Below are 16,447 nucleotides of genomic sequence, written 5' to 3'. Positions count from 1 at the left end.
CCCCCCCCCCAGGGCCGGTTCGGGAAAGGCGCGTATATGCGGCAGGCTGTGCGCATGACTTCGTCCGCAACCACGACGCCGTCCGCCTCACTCCACGACGACGCCCGCCGGGTTCTCGCGGCCTGGGACGCGCCGGACGCCGCCCAGGCGAAGCTGCGTGACGCGTACCTCGCCCACCTCGGCCGGTTCGCCGACGGTGTGTGGCGGTCGCGCCGGGAAGGGCACATCACGGCCAGTGCGCTGATCGTCGATCCGACGCGCGGGCGGGTTCTGCTGACCCTGCATCCGAAGGTCGGGCTGTGGCTTCAGACGGGCGGGCATTGCGAGGCCGCCGACGCCACACTCGCCGACGCGGCGTTGCGCGAGGCCGTCGAGGAGTCCGGCATCCGCGACCTGACGCTTCGTCACGAACCAGTCTGTCTCGACCGGCACGATGTGCGCTGCGGTGGCCCCGACCAGTGGAGCGTGCACTACGACGTCGAATACGTCGCGGTCGCCGAGCCGGACGCGACCGCTCGGATCAGCGAAGAGTCCTTGGATCTGCGGTGGTTCGCGTACGACGCGCTGCCGGAGCAGACCGACGACGCGGTCCGTACCCTCGTCGCACGCGCGGCGGTGCTGCTGGGCTGACGGGCGGCAGCGGGACGTACCGCATCCCCAACGCCCGGTGGACCGACTGCCCATCGGCGCACCATCAGCAGGGCCCCTGCTTCTGTGCACACGCACGCAGGGCGTGCCCGAGGTCCGGGCACGCCCTGCGTCGTTCGTCGGTGATCGGTCAGCTTCCCCAGGTGTTGCCGCGCATGCCCTGCTGGCCCATGCCGCGGTTGGCCAGGTAGCCGCCCGCGTCGGTGAACGTGGTCGGCGGCAGCAGCTCGCTCGGCTGCACGATGACGTAGCCCTGGCCCTGGAAGCTCAGGTTCCAGCCCTCGCCGGTGCCGCCGCGGCGGCTCCAGATGCGCTGCGAGGTGGTCTGCGCCTCCATGCGGGTCACGAGGCTGGTGGTCCACGCGACGACCGCGTCAGCGTCCGCGAAGCATTCCTGCTGCGGGGTGACCTGCATGACCAGCGGCTTGCCCGAGGTCATGACGGCCAGTTTGCCGGTGCCGCCGACTTCGAGGTTGTAGCCGCCGGCGCCCGCGATGCCGTGCTGGCTCTCGATGCGGACGACGTTCCAGCTCAGCGTCGAGTCGAGGGCCAGCACGTACTGGCCGTCCACGGTCAGGCCCTCGTTGTTGAGGTCGAGGATCTGAACGGCCTGCGCCATGTTGGCCAGGAAGACGGTGCCGTTGCCGCTGCACCGCATCAGGTCGAGCTGTTCGCCTGTCTGCCGCGCGGCCTGGCGTTCGCCGGCCGCCTGCATGTGCCCGTCGAAGTCGACGCCGCCGGTGAAGGCGACCATCGACCCCTTGCGGGCCAGGACTTCCTGGTTCTGCGGGCCGAGCAGAACGCGCAGCATCTGGCGGTTCTGAAGCGCCCAGCGGTCCTGCGACTGGACCTCGGTGTAGCCGAACAGTGAACTCTGCATGGTCTCTCCCCGCTCAGCCGCGGATGTGGAAGCGGTCGGTGGAGTCCTCCGACGGCTGGACGACGACGAAGCCGGCGCCGCTGAACGCGACCTGCATCGCCTCGCCCGTGCCGCGCCCGACCAGCGCACCCATGCGGGCCGAACGCTTGCTCTTGATGCGCAGCCCGGTCGACCACGCGACGAGCGCGTCGGGGTCGACGCACGTCTCCTGCTCCGACGGGTTCAACACGACGGGCGTGCCGCGCGTGGTGATCGCGACCCAGCCGTTGCCGCTGAGTTCGATGTTGGTCATGCCGTTGCCGCTGAACTTGTTGGCGATGCCGGAGACCCAGCCGATCGACTTCGTCAGCGTCGCGTCGAACGCGAGGATGTTCGCGCCGTTCACCGAGATGCCGTTGCCCTGGAGTTGGAGCATGACGACGTCGGCGCCGTAGTCGGCGAGGTAGAGGTCACCCTGCCCCTGACACTGCATCAGCGCCAGTTGCTCGCCCGCGGTACGCCCGCGGACACGGTTGCCGCGGCTCTCCCGGTAGGGCATGAAGTTGATGAAGCCGTTGTAGGCGATCATCGAGCCCTGCTTGGCGAACAGGTCCTGGCCCTGTTGCAGGCTCACCCGGCAGATCTTGTTGCCGTGGGGGCTCATGCGTGCGGTCGGCGCCTGCTGACCGTACGCGGACATCATCATCTGCTGGTCCATGATCCCCTCACACCTCGTACGGCTGGACGACGATGAAGTGGCCCTGCATACCCCGGAATTGCAGCGAGACAGTCTCGCCGCTGTGGCCGGGGTAGGCCGTACGGCGCACGCGCACCGCGGTGCTCGTCGAGACCTGCATGCCGTTCGTCCACGCGACGATCGCGTTGGTGTCCGCGAAGGTGGGTGCGCCCGGGTTGACCGGCAGCACCATCGGAATGCCCTTCGTCTTGATGACGACGGTCCCGTTGCCGCTGATGGTCTGCACAAACAGGCCGCCGCCGGGAATGCCCTGGCCTTCGATGCGCTGCACCTCGAGGTTCAGGCCCTCGTCCCAGCACAGGAGGTTGGCGGCGTTCACGCACAGGGCCTGGCCCGCCAGTTCCACCAAGTGGAGGTTGCCGGCGTCCTCGGCGAAGAACACCTCGCCGTCGCCTTCGCAGCGCATGAGCTCCATCGACTGACCGGTCAGCCGGTTGTCGCGGCGCTGGCCCCAGCCCTGCCCTTGGAACTTGAAGTCGACCTTGCCCTGGTAGGCGACCATCGAGCCCTGCTTGGCGATCACCTTGACGGTGCTGCCGGCAAGCCGTGCCTTGATGAGCTTGGGATTCTGCTGCACCCAGCGGCCCTGGCCCTGGACCTCTTGGAACTGTTCGAGCCCGTAGCCGTATTGGGCTTCCATCGGCAGGCCCGCCTGGCCCATGCCGGCCTGGTTCATGCCGCCTTGGGCGGTGCCCAGCGGCATCCCGCCCTGCCCCGGCATGCCCGGCTGGCCGGGGAACTGGCCGGGAGGCATCTGACCTGGCATTTGTCCCGGCGGCATCTGGCCCGGCATCTGGCCGGGGGCCATCGGCGGAGCCATATGGCCCTGCGGCGGACCTTGCGGCGGGAACTGCCCCGGGGGCATTTGACCGGGGGGCATGCCCGGAGGCATTTGGCCGGGGGGCATCTGCCCCGGGGGCATCTGACCTGGCGGCATCTGGCCGGGGAACTGGCCCGGCGGCTGGCCCATCGGCGGCTGCTGGTGCATCGGCTGCGGCGGGGGCGGCGGAGGCGGCGGAGCCTGCGCGGCCATCGGCTGCGGCTGGCCACCGGGGGCGCCGAACGCCGGTGCGGGCGCCTGCTGTTGCGGCGCTCCGGGCGGCGGGCCGAAGGACGGCGCCGGGGCGGCGGGGGGTGCGCCGAACGCCGGGGCCTGCTGCTGCGGCGGAGGCGCGTCGTCCTCTTCCATCGCCTCGCCGCCGAAGTTCTCCAACAGCGCCTTGAGACCGCCGTCGAAGCCCTGACCGACCGCGGCGAACCGCCAGACCGACGGCTCCTTGCGGTAGATGTCGGCGATCATCACCGCGCGCTCGGTGCTGAACTCCGCACCGGTGAAGGAATAGCGGACGACTTCCTGGCCGCCCACGGCGATGCGGATGTAGCCGGACGCGACCTGCGACATCTGGCCCTGGCCGTCGATGGTCGCGGTGAACGCGAGCTTGCCGATCTGCGGCGGCACGCGGTCCAGCGTGACCCGGAACGACTCCTGGTCGCCGGCTTGTTCGCCGAGGAGTTGGATCGACTCCTCGGGCGACTTCGGCTGGTTGAAGAACACGAAGTACCGGTCGTCGGACAACCGGTCGCTCATGTCCAGGCCGAAGCAACTGATGTCGAATGTCAGGCCCGGGGCGTCAAGCCGCAGGCCGACGTACAGATCGGTTCCCGGGGTCAGATCGGCCAGCTTGGCCTTTTGACCCTTCCTGAACTCGACCACCTCGTGGCTCCCTTCCCGTCAGAAGGGGCCCACCCGGGCATGACCCCCACCGCGCACGGCACGCTACAACATCCCGGCATGTGCCGGGCCCGGTGCCCGGGCCCGTGTGAACCCCGGCTGACCCCCTGTGGAATCCCGACGTGGACACCGGGCTTCCGGTTCCGCGCGGGCAGCCGCGTCGCCGCACGGCCGTCCATGGGCAAGCCCTCACGTTATTACGGACCGGCGCACCACCGCGATGAAAAGTCCGCTCGTTCGTACGGATCGAGGGGTAACCCTTGAGTTCGCGAAAGCGGCAGTCGCCCGACCCCCGCCCCGCAACCGAGCACCGACACGACGAGCCCCAGCGGAGAGCGGAGGCTCACCGGGGGCCGCCGGAAAAGGGGCCTCCGGACCCGAGCTTCTGTCCACGGTCTCACCGCCACCGGAGCCCGAGGCGACACCGCATCTGCGGCCCCTCTGCGAGAAGCGCGCCCGAGCGGGTCGGTGCTGCGCGTACTGGGAGAAATCAGCGACTCCGCGAGGGGCGGCGCCGGGCTTGGGAGGGCTGCCAGGCCCGGCGTGCGACCGCGGCAGGCGTTTGAGGAGAGACCCTAGGCGCGCTCGCGTGGTGTGCGGCCTGTCGTGGCCTTGCGGGTGCGGCCTCCCTCGGCGGCGCTGTTGCGGGTGGTCCGCGCACGGTCGGCGCGCTCTTCCGCAGCTATCGCGGCGTCGTCGGCGATCGCCTCTCCGGCCGCCACAGGACCCGGATCCGCGTCGGCGGCGGTCTCGGCAACGCCCTCGACGTCGTCGTCCTCGTCCGTCACTGCGAAGCCGCCCGCCGCCGCGACTCCTTCCAGGTAGCCGCGGGCGCGCTCGGTGCGCGGATACGCGGCAAGGAGGGTCCAGAAGCGCGGGCCGTGACCAGGCACGAGCAGATGGGCAAGCTCGTGCAGCAGCACGTAGTCGACGACGTACGGCGGCATGCCCTGCAAGCGGCTGGACAGCCGGATCGACGCGTCGAGGGGCGTGCACGAGCCCCAGCGGGTGTGCTGGTTGTCGACCCAGCGGACGCTCGACGGAACCGCACGGCCGGACAGATAACGGTCGGACAGCTCGCGGGCGCGCTGGGTGAGAGCCGCGTCCGTCGGGCGCCGGCGCTTCTCCTGGGCCGCGAGCCGGTCCAACATGACCCCGACCCAGCGCTGTTCCTCGGCCTCGGACATGCGCGCGGGCAGCAGGACTACCGTGCGATCTCCGTCGCGGTAGGCCGACACGGTTCTGCGCCGTCGAGTGCTGCGGCGGATCTCGACGGCGTTCTCATGCGGGTTTCCGGGCACGCCGAAGCGTCCGGCCCCGGGTTCGGCGGCCACAACCCGACGTTACCCAAAGGCACTCGGAACGAGCCGTCCCGCGGACGCCGCGTCCACAAATCATCGGTTTCAGCGACCCGGAATCGCGTGGATTTGGTGGCTTTCCTGGCTTTTTCCTCCCAGATTGTTCGGATTATCACATCGAGGCTGTGGACAACCGACGGGGCCGCTTTGGCACCAGGAGCCACCCTGGACCTCTCACCATTCATCGCCCCTGACCGCACAACGATCACTCCGGCCCCACCGGTCGACCGTCCGACTCCCTTGCCGACTCCGGATTTCCGCCCGCCTCTCGCAGATCTCGGACTCCAGGAAACCCCTATGCGCCCCCGACTCCGCACTTCCCTCGTACGCCTTTGGCGCGACCGCCACACGCTGCAACTCGGGCTCGATCCGGCACGCGCGTTCCTGCTCGCCGGCCTCGATCCGGCACTCGCCCGCGTCGTCGCACAACTCGACGGCACCCGCACCCCCGACGAGCTGTACACCCTGGCGTCGCGGCTGGGGATCGTCCCGGGACGCACCCGCGCGCTGCTCGATCTGCTGGCCGGGCAGGGCGCCCTGGAGGACGCCGACGCCGGCCCGCCGCACCGTCCGGCTCGCGGCGACCGACTGGCACCGGACCGTGCCTCGGCCGCTCTGCTGCGACGCCCACCGGACGGCGGCGGCGGTCTCTTCGCCCGTCGCGCCGCGGCCACCGTTGCGGTACGCGGCGCCGGGCGCGTGGGCGCGGCGGTGGCCACCCTGCTTGCCGCGGCCGGCGTGGGAACCGTCGAAGTGACCGACCAGCGCGCCTTCACCCGCGCCGACGCGGGCCCTGCCGGCGGTGCATGGGACGGCGTGCGCAAGCGCCGCGAGACCGCCGCACGCGAGGCACTGCGACGCGTGGAACCGGATATCCGTTTGACGCTCCCGGCCGGGCGACGCGGCCCCGATGCCGCGGTGATCGCACCGGAAGGACGTCCGGAGCCGGCGCTCGCCGCACGGCTGATGGCCCACGGCACCGCCCATCTGTACGCCGACGTTCGCGAGACCACAGGCATCGTCGGGCCGTTCGTCCTGCCCGGGCGCGCGGCGTGCGGACGCTGCCTCGACCTGCACCGCCGCGACCGCGACCCGGCGTGGCCCCGGCTGCTCACCCAACTCGCCGCGCCACAGGGCCCGCCGCCCGGCCGGGCCTGCGACGGCGTCCTGGCCACCGCCGTCGCGGCGCGTGCCGCCCTCCAAGTGCTGATGCACCTGGACGGCGACACACCGACCGCCACCGACACGACGTTCCACATCGCCCTGCCCGACGGAACCTCGCGGCGGCGCACGTGGCTGCCGCACCGGGAATGCGACTGCGGAGCCTTCGCCTACCACACCCGCGACGCAGCCGGTACCGCGCTGCCGCCCTCGCGCGCGCACTCTCCCGTATGGCAGGGAGGAACGTCCCCCACAATGGAAAGTGTGATCGAGCGAAATGAGCGATCGGAAACCACAGGCGCGGTTCGCGAAGGCGACACCACGCGCCGGCGAGGTGCTGCGTGAGTGAACTTCCGCGCAAAGCGGTGACCAGGACGGCCAAGCTCGCCTCCTTGCCTCTCGGGGTGGCCGGGCGGGCGACGTTGGGTCTCGGTCGGCGGATAGGAGGCCGACCGGCGGAGATCGTCGCCGCCGAATTGCAGCAGCGCACCGCCCAGCAGATGTTCAAAGTGCTGGGCGAGCTCAAGGGCGGGGCGATGAAGCTCGGCCAGGCGCTCTCGGTGTTCGAGGCCGCGCTTCCCGAAGAGGTGGCGCAGCCGTACCGCGCCGCGTTGACCAAGCTGCAGGACGCCGCGCCGCCGATGCCGACGCGCAGCGTCCACAAGGCGCTCGCCGAGAATCTCGGCAGCGATTGGCGTTCGCTGTTCCGGGAGTTCAGCGACAAGCCGGCCGCCGCCGCGTCGATCGGGCAGGTGCACCGGGCGGTGTGGCACGACGGGCGCGAAGTCGCGGTCAAGATCCAGTACCCGGGTGCGGGCGACGCGTTGATCTCCGACCTGAACCAACTCAGCCATGTCGCCCGCTTCGCCGGCGCGCTGATCCCGGGAATCGACGTCAAGCCGCTGATCGCCGAGCTCAAGACCCGCGTCGCGGAAGAACTCGACTACCAGTTGGAAGCGGAGGCCCAGCAGGCCCACGCCGACGAATTCGACGGCGACCCGGACATCTTCGTCCCGCACGTGGTCTTCCAGGCCGAACGCGTTCTGGTCACCGAATGGATGGACGGGACGCCGCTGTCCCGGATCATCGACAAGGGCACGCCGGAGGAACGCGACCAGGCCGGACACCTTCTGGTGCGCTTCCTGTTCTCCGGACCGGTGCGCACCGGGATGCTGCACGCCGACTCGCACCCGGGCAACTTCCGGCTGCTGCCGGACGGCCGACTCGGCGTGCTGGACTTCGGCACGGTCAACCGGCTGCCGGACGGTCTGCCGGAACCCATAGGCGTCGCCATGCGCCTCGCGCTCGACAACGAGGCCGAGGGCGTCATGGAGGTCCTGCGCACGGAAGGCTTCGTCAAGCCGTCGATCAAGCTGGACGCGCAGGAGGTGCTGGACTACCTGCTGCCCATGGTCGAACCGGCGCAGGTCGAACGCTTCCGTTTCACGCGCGCGTGGATGCGCGTCCAGGGCGCGCGCATCGGCGACCCCCGCAACCCGGCCTCGCAGATGGCCCGCCAGCTCAACCTCCCGCCGAGCTACCTGCTGATCCACCGCGTCACACTCAGCACGATCGGCGTGCTGTGCCAGCTCAATGCGGAGGTTCCCTTTCGCGAGGAACTGGAGTGCTGGCTCCCGGGTTTCGCCGAGCTGGAGTACGACATCGAGGACGACCTCGACGAATACGGGGAGACCGACGAAGCGGAGTAACCCAGCCGTGCGGTGGTCGCGGGCGAGCCGGGGACGATCTCGGCCCGGGCTGTCGCTCGGTGAGACGCGCGTCGCGAGGCGTCGACGCCGGGCGAGGCACGGGAACCGGTCCGGCGTGGTCTGTCGCTCGGTGAGCCCCTCCGTGCGGTGGTCGGTGGGCGCGGCCGGACCACTCGGCGCCTCACGGCATCTCCGGCGGCGGCAACCTGCCTGCTGCGTAAGGCCGTCGGTGTGCGCCCCACATGCGGCGGACGCTGGTCGCACGTGCTTCCGGATGACCCCGCGTTGGATGACGACAGGACCAGGGACCCGCAACACCCCACCCACGGCCGGCACTTGAGGTGTCTCGTCCTGTGGGCCACCAAGGCCACAGGCTCCGAGCGCACGGACTTCCGTGCTGCGCACAAGCGTTGGCTGCTCGACCAGGCAGGCCCTGGTCGAATCCGATTCCGCGAGGCCGCAGGCTCCCAACGTGCGAACCTCCGTGCCGCACGCTGGGGTTGGGGGCTCGACGAGGCGGGGCGAGGGCGAATCCGTTCGGCGAGGGCAACGGGCTTCCAACGCGCCAACCTCCTTGCCAAGCACCGGCGTTGAGTCCTCAACGAGGCGGGGCCCGTTCGGATCCGAAGGATCCGAACGGGCCCCGCCTGTCGGTTGCGCTTGTCTACCGCACTTGGTGCGGCGCTTGCCTACTGCATGACCGCGAGGGCGAGGGCCCTGCGGGCGCGTAGGGAGGCGACCTCTGCGCGGCGCTTCNCCCCCCCCCCCCCCCCCCCCCCCCCCCCCCCCGCCTGTCGGTTGCGCTTGTCTACCGCACTTGGTGCGGCGCTTGCCTACTGCATGACCGCGAGGGCGAGGGCCCTGCGGGCGCGTAGGGAGGCGACCTCTGCGCGGCGCTTCATCTTCCTTGCGACGCGGACGTGCGCGGCCCTGCGTTGCAGTTCCGCCTCGCGTAGTCGGTCCTCCATCTGTGCTCTTGCGAGCGCTTCATGGAGAAGATGCATGTCACGGCTCCTGTCCAGGATCAGCGTGGGGTGGGTGTCGGCGGCGGTGGTCGGGGTGTCCATTGGTTCCTGGCGTGCGGTCGGGGTGCGCTCGGCGGTGGTGGCTCGCGGGAGATCGGCGGGGTTCACGCGGCGACCTCCGTCTTGCGCGGACGCCCACGGGGCCGCTTGCGGGCCACGACCACACCCTGGATGAACAGCTCGCCACCCCAGACGCCCCACGGCTCGCGGCGCTCCAGCGCGCCCTGGAGGCACGCGGCACGGACCGGGCACTCGCCGCAGAGGGCCTTCGCGTACTCGACGTCGGCGGGCGACTCGGCGAAGAACACCTCGGGGTCGTAGGAACGGCACGGGATGGTGCCCTCGACGGCGTCGATGTCGTCGAACGCGGTCAGAGTCATCAGGTCTACCTCCGGTACAGGAACAGCTGGGGCGTCGGGAGTGGGCGGACTGTCGAACGGCACGTGGTGCTCCTTGTGGTGAACTCGGTTGGTGCTGCTGCCACTTGGACCAAGGGGGCCAAGGCCTGCGGTCCTGGCGGACGCGTTCGGCTGGGTTGCCTCAGGACAAAGACAAGGGCCGCGGATCCCGGTGTGTACGGGTTCCGCGGCCCTGGAGTGCCGACCTGACGATTCGTCAGGTTCGCGTCCTCCAGGACGGATACCCGTGCATACCGGCAAATCCGGTCGTGCCCACGGCGTGGGCCATGCCCTCGACCTGCTGCTGTTCACATGCCGCCGGACGCTCATCTGGCGTGACGACACTCGTACGCTCGCTGCCCTGCCAACCGCGCTCGACGTTGGACGCCAGACCGATGCCTTGACCGAGACGCCGCAACACGGCTTTGTCGTCGGAAATCACGCGGGCATCGGTCTCGGCATAGGCCGAGAGGTTGCGGCCCTTCAGGGCCACGACGGAGGCAGGCTTCAGCGCACCCAGCTCAGCAGAACGCACCGACATCGCGGCGGGCGCGACAGCCGTGGCGGCAGCAACGAGGATGATGTTGCTCGACATGACGTTCGCCTCCCTTCCGCAGAGGTCTCGGGTCCCGCCGCTGGGCGGTTCCGTGATTCGGACTGGTACAGGATCTCGCTGTTGCGCAGTGTCTCGCGCAACGCTTTGTTCAGCGTTTTGCTCAGTCTCGCAGCTATCTCACGGCCGTGTCGGTCGGCTCGGCTTCGCAGCCGGCACGGTCAACACGTTGACCGTGCTCGTGAGGTTAGATGGGCCGCTGAGAGAAGCGCAAACTATTTTTCGCGTCTCCGGGGTCACTTGAGGGAAGTCCCTCAACCGGCCTCTCGCAAAGGCCTCCCGGCACCGTCTCATACCGGATCTTCCGGGCCCGGAACCGCGTCGTCGTCACGCGCCGCGATCAGCGCCTCCGCCGCTTCGGCAAGGTCTTCCGCAGAGCTCCCGGCGATGATCGCCAGGATGTCCGGACCGTACTTGTCGATCTTGGTGCGGGTGACGCCGGAGATTCTCGCCAATTGCTGCACGGAACTCGGCTCGGCTTCCGCGATCGCGGTCAAAGTGGCGTCGGTGAACACGCAGTACGCCGGCTGGCCGAGGACCCGGGCCTGCCCCAGCCGCCAGTCGCGCAGCCGCTCGAAAAGCGCCTCGTCGAGGTCCGTCGGGCACTCCAGGCAGCGGCCCAGTTTGCGTTCGGCGGCGTCGGCCAGCCCCCGCCCGCAGACCCTGCACCGCACCGGCCCGGCCTTGGCCCGCCGCGCACGCGACTCTCCCGGATGCCACGCGGACCCCTGTGCGGCGCCCTCGCCCGTGCGTCCCGCAGCCGCGCGCCCGGGGGACACGGCGCCGCCGCGCAGCCCGTCGAGGAACCGCGACGGTCGCCGGCCGGCCCGCCCGCCGGGCGACCGCGCGAGCGCCCACGACATCGTCAGGTGCTCGCGGGCCCTGGTGATCCCGACGTACAGCAGCCGCCGCTCTTCCTCGACCTTGTCGTCGGTGTCGGCGTAGGTGATCGGCATCATGCCCTCGGTCAGACCCACCAGGAAGACGGCGTCCCACTCCAGGCCCTTGGCGGCGTGCAGCGATGCCAGCGTGACGCCGTCGACCGTCGGCGCGTGCTGCGCGTTGGCCCGCTCGGCGAGCTCCTCGACGAAACTCGGCAGGGCCGCCCCCGGGCGGGCCGCCGCGAAGTCCTCGGCCAGCCGCACGATCGCGTTGAGCGACTCCCAGCGCTCGCGGACCTGGCCGGATCCGCTCGGCGGCTCGGGGGACCAACCGCCCGCGACGAGGACCGCGCCCACCTCCGCGGCGAGGCTGCCGGCGTCGCCACCCGCCCCCGGGCCGCCCCCGGAACGCGCCGCGCCGCGCAGCAACACCGCGGCCTGGCGCACCTCGGGCCGCTCGAAGAAGCGCTCGGCGCCGCGCAGGACATAAGGGATGCCGTGGTCCGCGAGAGCTTGTTCGTAGCCCTCGGACTGCGCGTTGGTGCGGAACAGCACCGCGATCTCGGCGGCGCGCACCCCTCGGTCGAGCAGTTTCCTGATACGGCGCGCGACCCCTTCGGCCTCCGCCGGCTCGTCGGCGAACTCCACGAACTCGGGCGCGGGCCCGTCCTCGCGCTGCGAGACGAGTTCGAGCCGGTGCCTGGCCGCCTCGCCGGTGGCGTGGGTGAGCAGCCGGTTGGCCAGCCGCACGACCTGAGGCGTCGAACGGTAGTCGCGGACGAGCTCGACCACTTCCGACGTCCGGTGCCGGTGTCGGAAGCCGAGCAGGAAGGCGGGGGTCGCCCCGGTGAAGGAGTAGATGGTCTGGCTGGCGTCGCCGACCACGCACAGGCTGCGCGCCTGCTGGGACCACAGGTCGAGCAGGCGCTGCTGGAGGGGGTTGACGTCCTGGTATTCGTCGACGGTGAAGTGCCGGTACTGCGCCTGGACCTGCTCGCGTACTTCGATGCGGTCGTCCAGCAGGCCGATGGTCAGCAGCAGGACGTCCTCGAAGTCCATCTGGCCGCGACCGGCTTTGATCTTCTCGTACGCCGCGTACACCCGGGCGATCTCGGCGGCGTCGCGGGGCGGTTTGCGCTTGGTCGCCCGCACCTGGCCCGGGTAGTCGTCGGGTGCGGTCTGGGTCGCCTTGGCCCACTCGATCTCGCCGGTCAGGTCGCGCAGTTCGGTGCGGTCGGCGCGCAGCCGGCAGTCGTGCACGGCCTCGGCGACCAAGGCGATCTTGCTCTCCGTGAGCCGGGGCGGGTCGACGCCGTAGGTGCGCGGCCAGAAGAACTGCAACTGGCGAAGCGCCGCGGCGTGGAACGTGCGGGCCTGCACGCCCGAGACGCCCAGTTGCCGCAATCGCCCGCGCATCTCCCCCGCCGCGCGCGCGGTGAAGGTCACCGCGAGGGTTTGCATGGGCTGCATGACGCCGGTGAGCACGCCGTACGCGATGCGGTGCGTGATCGCCCGGGTCTTTCCGGTGCCCGCACCCGCAAGCACGCACACGGCGCCGTCGACGGACTTCGCGACCCGGCGCTGCTCGGGGTCGAGTGCGTCCAAGATCTCGTCGGCGGTGGGCTGCGGCCCGTGGTGGTCGGTCACCGGTTCATCCTCTCAGGGCACACTCTCACCGCCGTGAGGTTGTCCACAGGCGACGGGTCTGTGGACGAGCGACGGCACGGACGCGGAAGAAAAACGCTTCCGCTGTGCGTTGACCAACCCGGACAGCAGCCACCACAAGAAGGAGACCCCAGGATGTCGGCCACCGTGACGATGTACAGCACCCCGTGGTGCGGGTACTGCCGCCGCCTCAAGAGCCAGATGGAGCGTGAGGGCCTGGCGTACGACGAGGTCGACATCGAGCAGGACGCCAAGGCCGCCGACTACGTGATGAGCGTCAACGGCGGCAACCAGACCGTCCCGACCGTGGTCGTGACGGTGGGCGGCGAAATCCAGTGGGTGGCGACCAACCCGAGCCTCGCTCAGGTCAAGGACGCCTTCGCGGCGGCTGCGGCCTGACCCTCGCGCACATGTGAAAGCCCCGCCTCCCGGCGGGGCTTTCGCGCGTTCACCACTTGACGGAGTCGGAGAACCTCTCGCCGAACCACAGTTCGATCAGATGCCGCGAGATGGAGATGCGGCCGGGCAGCAGCACCTCGCCGCCGTCCACCGCGGCACGCAGCTCGTCGCGGGTGAACCAGCGGGCCTCGGCGATTTCGTTTCCGTCCACGCGGATGCGGTCGTCCGCCGCCGTGGCGTGGAACCCGAGCATCAGGCTCGACGGGAACGGCCACGGCTGGCTGTCGACGTACGTCGCGTCCTCAATGCGGACGCCGACCTCCTCGGCGACCTCGCGCGCCACCGCCTGCCGCAGCGACTCGCCGGGCTCCACGAAACCGGCCAGGGTCGAGAACCGCTTCTCGGGCCAGCTCGCCTGCCGTCCGAGCAGCGCCCGGCCGAGGGGGTCGATGACGAGCATGATCACAGCCGGATCGGTGCGCGGGAAGTGATCGGCGGCGCACTCGGTGCACTTTCGGACGTGTCCCGCCGAGGCGGATCGGGTCGGCTTGCCGCACCGGGCGCAGAAGGTGTGCGTCCGGTGCCAGTTCTCCAGGCCGACGGCGTGCACGAGCAGGCCCGCGTCGCGGTCGCCCAACACGGAGCCGAGCGTGTAGAGGCTCCCGACCTGTGCGTCGATGCTCTCGGGCAGGGCTTCCGCGGCCACCGCGAAGTGCGGGGTGCCGTCGGGGTCGACGCCGAGGAAGTACCGCTCCCCCTCCGGGGCGTCGGCGGGCGGGACGAGGACGAGGGCGGGGCCGTTGCCGTCCGCCGACCTGTCGGTCCAGTGCACTTTGCCCCGCGCGGTGACCAGGACTCGGGCATCGGAGGACTCCCAGGTCTTCGCCAACCATGCGTCGTCGAGCCGATGTTCCGCCGCGCGATCATGCGTCGCCCGGGTCATGGCCAGTTGTGGGTCGCGGTCGTCCACCAACACGCTCCTCTTGCGACTTGCCGCCTCTTGCTGCTGCGTCGATCACGTGTTCGCGTGCGACGTCGTCACTCCGGTGTACACGATCGTGTGGCAGCGCGGGAGCACGGGAGCACGGTCGGGGGAGACTCGGCGGGGCCGATCAGATGCAAGATCAGGACATTTGCCCGGTCGGGTAAAGACCCTGTCTGTTCGCGCCCGTACGGTCGAAATATGACTGTCCTCAAGGTGGCGACGTTCAACCTGCTGCACGGAATGGCGCTGGACGACGGAAGCACGGGACCCGAGCGGCTGGCCGAGGCCATGGCCGAGCTGGACGCGGACATCGTCGCGTTGCAGGAGGTGGACCGGCACCAGGAGCGGTCCGGCGGGGTCGACCAGGCTGCCGTTGCGGCCCGCGCGATGGGGGCCGAGGCGTGGCGGTTCCTGGCAGCCGTGCACGGGGTGCCGGCGCCCGTCTCCGGGTGGTTGCCGACCGCGGAGGCACCCGTGCGTCACGTCTACGGGCCGGAGCACGACGGGGAGGGCGGGCCGTCGTACGGAATCGCACTCTTGTCGCGGCTTCCCGTGCGGCGCTGGCGTGCGCGGCGCTTCCCGGCGGCGCCGTTGAGTCTGCCGCTGCGTGTGCAGGGGCGGCCGGGACTGACTCGGGTGCCGGACGAGCCGCGGTCGGTGCTGGCGGCGGTGGTCGACGGACCGCACGGGCCGCTGACTGTGCTGGCCGCGCATCTTTCGTTCGTGCCGGGTTGGAACGTCTCGCAGTTGGCCCGGATCGGGCGGTCGTCGGCGGATCTGCCGCGTCCGCAGTTGCTGCTGGGTGACTTCAACCTTCCGGGGCGGGTCCCGCAGGCGGTGGTGGGGCGCCGGGAGCGCGGCGCGGCGGGGAGGAATCGCCGGCACCGGGTGCGGTGGCACTCGTTGGCCCGGGTGCCCACGTACCCGTCGTACCGTCCGCGCGTGCAGTTCGACCACGTATTCGGACACGGCTTTCCGCCGGATGTGGTCCGCAGAAGCGAGGCGGTCCGGCTCGGCGTGTCCGACCACTGTGCGCTGGTGGTCGAGTTGCGCCTGTGACGGACGGCGGCCCGCTCAGGACTGGTGGGCGCCCACCGGGTGGTGGCCGGCGTCGTGGACGCCGCCGATCGTGGGCGCGTACTTGATGAGCAGCATCGCCGCGTCGTCCTCCAGCGGGCGCCCGACGTGGCGTTGCACGTCGGCGGAGATCCGGTCCAGGGTCTCCTCGACGCCGGGCAGGCTGTCGGGGGCGCGGTCCAGCAGCGGGTAGAAGTCGCCGGCCTCGTCGCGGGCCTCGACGATGCCGTCGGTGTAGAGCAGCACGCGGTCGCCCGGCTCGATGGCGACGCGGCGTACGGGGATGTCGATCAGGTCGGGATCGATGATGCCCAGCGGCGGCACGGGCGACGGCGGGTCCAGCATCTCGGCGTGGGAGGCGTGCAGCAGGAGCGGCGAGGGATGGCCGCAGTTGACCACCTGCATACCGCCCTCCGGCGGGAAGCAGACCAGCAGGAGTGTCACGAACTCCTCGAAGTCCTCCTCCAGGCGCCGGCCCATGCTGGCCGCGATCCGGCCGACCACGCCGGGCAGTTGCGGCTCCTCGTACGCGGCCTCCCGAAACGCACCCAGGACGGCCGCCGCGGTCTGCACGGCGCCCAGGCCCTTGCCGCGTACGTCACCGATCACCGCGCGCACGCCGTAGGGCGTCAGGATCACCTCGTAGAGGTCACCGCCGATGCGTGCCTCGGCCGCCGCCGCGCGGTAGCGCACCGCGACCCGGACAGGGCCGATGCGCCGCGGCACGGGGGTGAGGAGAACCTGCTGCACGGCTTCGGCGACGCTGCGCACCTCTTCGATCGTGCGTTCCTGTCGTTCCCGGAGCAGGACCCCCGCCGAACTGGTCATGGTCACCAGCAGCACCGCGAGCAGCGTCACGAAGGGCTCTCCGGTGCCCTCGTTCTCACCGGTGCCGGCGAGCGCGCCGCCGGCGGCGATCGCGGTCAGGCCGACCCACAGCGGTGTGCGCGGCGAGCGCGGGAACAGGCCCGCGAGAGCGGGCGCGACCGCGAGGAGCGGGCCGATGCGCACTTCGGGAGGCGTGGTGTAGCCGACCACCACGACGAAGGCGATCACCGCCAAGGGGAGCAGCCGCAGTATCCAGTTGACGATCGGCAGCAGACGCGCACGGTTGAACGGCCCGTGGTCCGTGGGCGGCGGCGCGGCGTCCGGCAGCGATGCTCCCATATCGGGTCCTGTC

At 70.7% G+C, this 16,447-nt stretch carries 14 protein-coding genes and 1 pseudogene; 5 read left to right on the top strand and 10 right to left on the bottom strand.

The features are described from left to right. The first annotated feature begins 54 nt into the window (after positions 1–54). Positions 55–630: an NUDIX hydrolase gene (locus ACRX5W_RS04920; protein WP_436786637.1), complete on the top strand. Its 576-nt coding sequence runs from the start codon at positions 55–57 to the stop codon at positions 628–630. Between the two features lie 148 nt (positions 631–778). Here the strand turns inward: ACRX5W_RS04920 and ACRX5W_RS04915 are convergent, their stop codons facing one another. The 4 genes and pseudogenes from ACRX5W_RS04915 to ACRX5W_RS04900 all read right to left on the bottom strand — a co-directional run. Next, entirely contained in the window at positions 779–1,528 is a 750-nt protein-coding gene (locus ACRX5W_RS04915) for an AIM24 family protein (RefSeq protein ID WP_436786636.1), read from the bottom strand. Between the two features lie 13 nt (positions 1,529–1,541). After that, entirely contained in the window at positions 1,542–2,225 is a 684-nt protein-coding gene (locus tag ACRX5W_RS04910; RefSeq protein ID WP_436786635.1) for an AIM24 family protein, read from the bottom strand. Positions 2,226–2,232: 7 nt separating this feature from the next. Continuing rightward, entirely contained in the window at positions 2,233–3,978 is a 1,746-nt protein-coding gene (locus tag ACRX5W_RS04905; protein ID WP_436786634.1) for a TerD family protein, read from the bottom strand. Between the two features lie 818 nt (positions 3,979–4,796). After that, positions 4,797–5,330 (bottom strand): annotated as a pseudogene (locus ACRX5W_RS04900) (M48 metallopeptidase family protein); the annotation flags it as partial. A 321-nt stretch (positions 5,331–5,651) separates the two neighbouring features. Between ACRX5W_RS04900 and ACRX5W_RS04895 the strand changes: the two are divergent. Continuing rightward, positions 5,652–6,860, top strand: coding sequence for a TOMM precursor leader peptide-binding protein (locus ACRX5W_RS04895; protein ID WP_436786633.1), 1,209 nt, complete (start codon positions 5,652–5,654; stop codon positions 6,858–6,860). Beyond that, a complete protein-coding gene (locus ACRX5W_RS04890; protein WP_436786632.1) occupies positions 6,857–8,224 on the top strand; it encodes an ABC1 kinase family protein in 1,368 nt (455 codons plus the stop codon). The genes ACRX5W_RS04895 and ACRX5W_RS04890 overlap by 4 nt, the downstream gene beginning before the upstream one ends. A gap of 833 nt (positions 8,225–9,057) precedes the next feature. Here the strand turns inward: ACRX5W_RS04890 and ACRX5W_RS04885 are convergent. The 4 genes from ACRX5W_RS04885 to ACRX5W_RS04870 all read right to left on the bottom strand — a co-directional run bounded on the left by ACRX5W_RS04885 (position 9,058) and on the right by ACRX5W_RS04870 (position 12,788). Next, positions 9,058–9,291, bottom strand: coding sequence for a hypothetical protein (locus ACRX5W_RS04885; protein WP_436786787.1), 234 nt, complete (start codon positions 9,289–9,291; stop codon positions 9,058–9,060). 62 nt (positions 9,292–9,353) lie between these two features. After that, a complete protein-coding gene (locus ACRX5W_RS04880; protein WP_436786631.1) occupies positions 9,354–9,692 on the bottom strand; it encodes a WhiB family transcriptional regulator in 339 nt (112 codons plus the stop codon). Positions 9,693–9,864: 172 nt separating this feature from the next. Continuing rightward, positions 9,865–10,242, bottom strand: coding sequence for a hypothetical protein (locus ACRX5W_RS04875; RefSeq protein WP_436786630.1), 378 nt, complete (start codon positions 10,240–10,242; stop codon positions 9,865–9,867). A 308-nt stretch (positions 10,243–10,550) separates the two neighbouring features. Further along, entirely contained in the window at positions 10,551–12,788 is a 2,238-nt protein-coding gene (locus ACRX5W_RS04870; RefSeq protein WP_436786629.1) for an ATP-dependent DNA helicase UvrD2, read from the bottom strand. 153 nt (positions 12,789–12,941) lie between these two features. Here ACRX5W_RS04870 and ACRX5W_RS04865 point away from each other — a divergent pair, with 153 nt between their 5' ends. After that, a complete protein-coding gene (locus ACRX5W_RS04865; protein WP_436786628.1) occupies positions 12,942–13,205 on the top strand; it encodes a mycoredoxin in 264 nt (87 codons plus the stop codon). Positions 13,206–13,254: 49 nt separating this feature from the next. Here the strand turns inward: ACRX5W_RS04865 and nudC are convergent, their stop codons facing one another. After that, on the bottom strand, positions 13,255–14,175 hold the full coding sequence (gene nudC, locus ACRX5W_RS04860) for an NAD(+) diphosphatase (RefSeq protein WP_436786627.1): 921 nt from the start codon (positions 14,173–14,175) through the stop codon (positions 13,255–13,257). 213 nt (positions 14,176–14,388) lie between these two features. Between nudC and ACRX5W_RS04855 the strand changes: the two genes are divergently transcribed. Then, positions 14,389–15,249 carry an endonuclease/exonuclease/phosphatase family protein gene (locus ACRX5W_RS04855; protein ID WP_436786626.1) on the top strand — a complete coding sequence of 287 codons (861 nt, stop codon included), beginning with the start codon at positions 14,389–14,391 and terminating at the stop codon, positions 15,247–15,249. Between the two features lie 15 nt (positions 15,250–15,264). Here the strand turns inward: ACRX5W_RS04855 and ACRX5W_RS04850 are convergent, their stop codons facing one another. Beyond that, entirely contained in the window at positions 15,265–16,434 is a 1,170-nt protein-coding gene (locus tag ACRX5W_RS04850; protein WP_436786625.1) for a PP2C family protein-serine/threonine phosphatase, read from the bottom strand. Positions 16,435–16,447 lie beyond the last annotated feature (13 nt).

Origin of the sequence: Yinghuangia sp. YIM S10712 (assembly GCF_051388935.1) — a bacterium.
Classification (GTDB): domain Bacteria; phylum Actinomycetota; class Actinomycetes; order Streptomycetales; family Streptomycetaceae; genus Yinghuangia.
The sequence above is the reverse complement of the archived record's forward strand: the minus strand, read 5'-3'. Positions and strand labels throughout refer to the sequence as shown.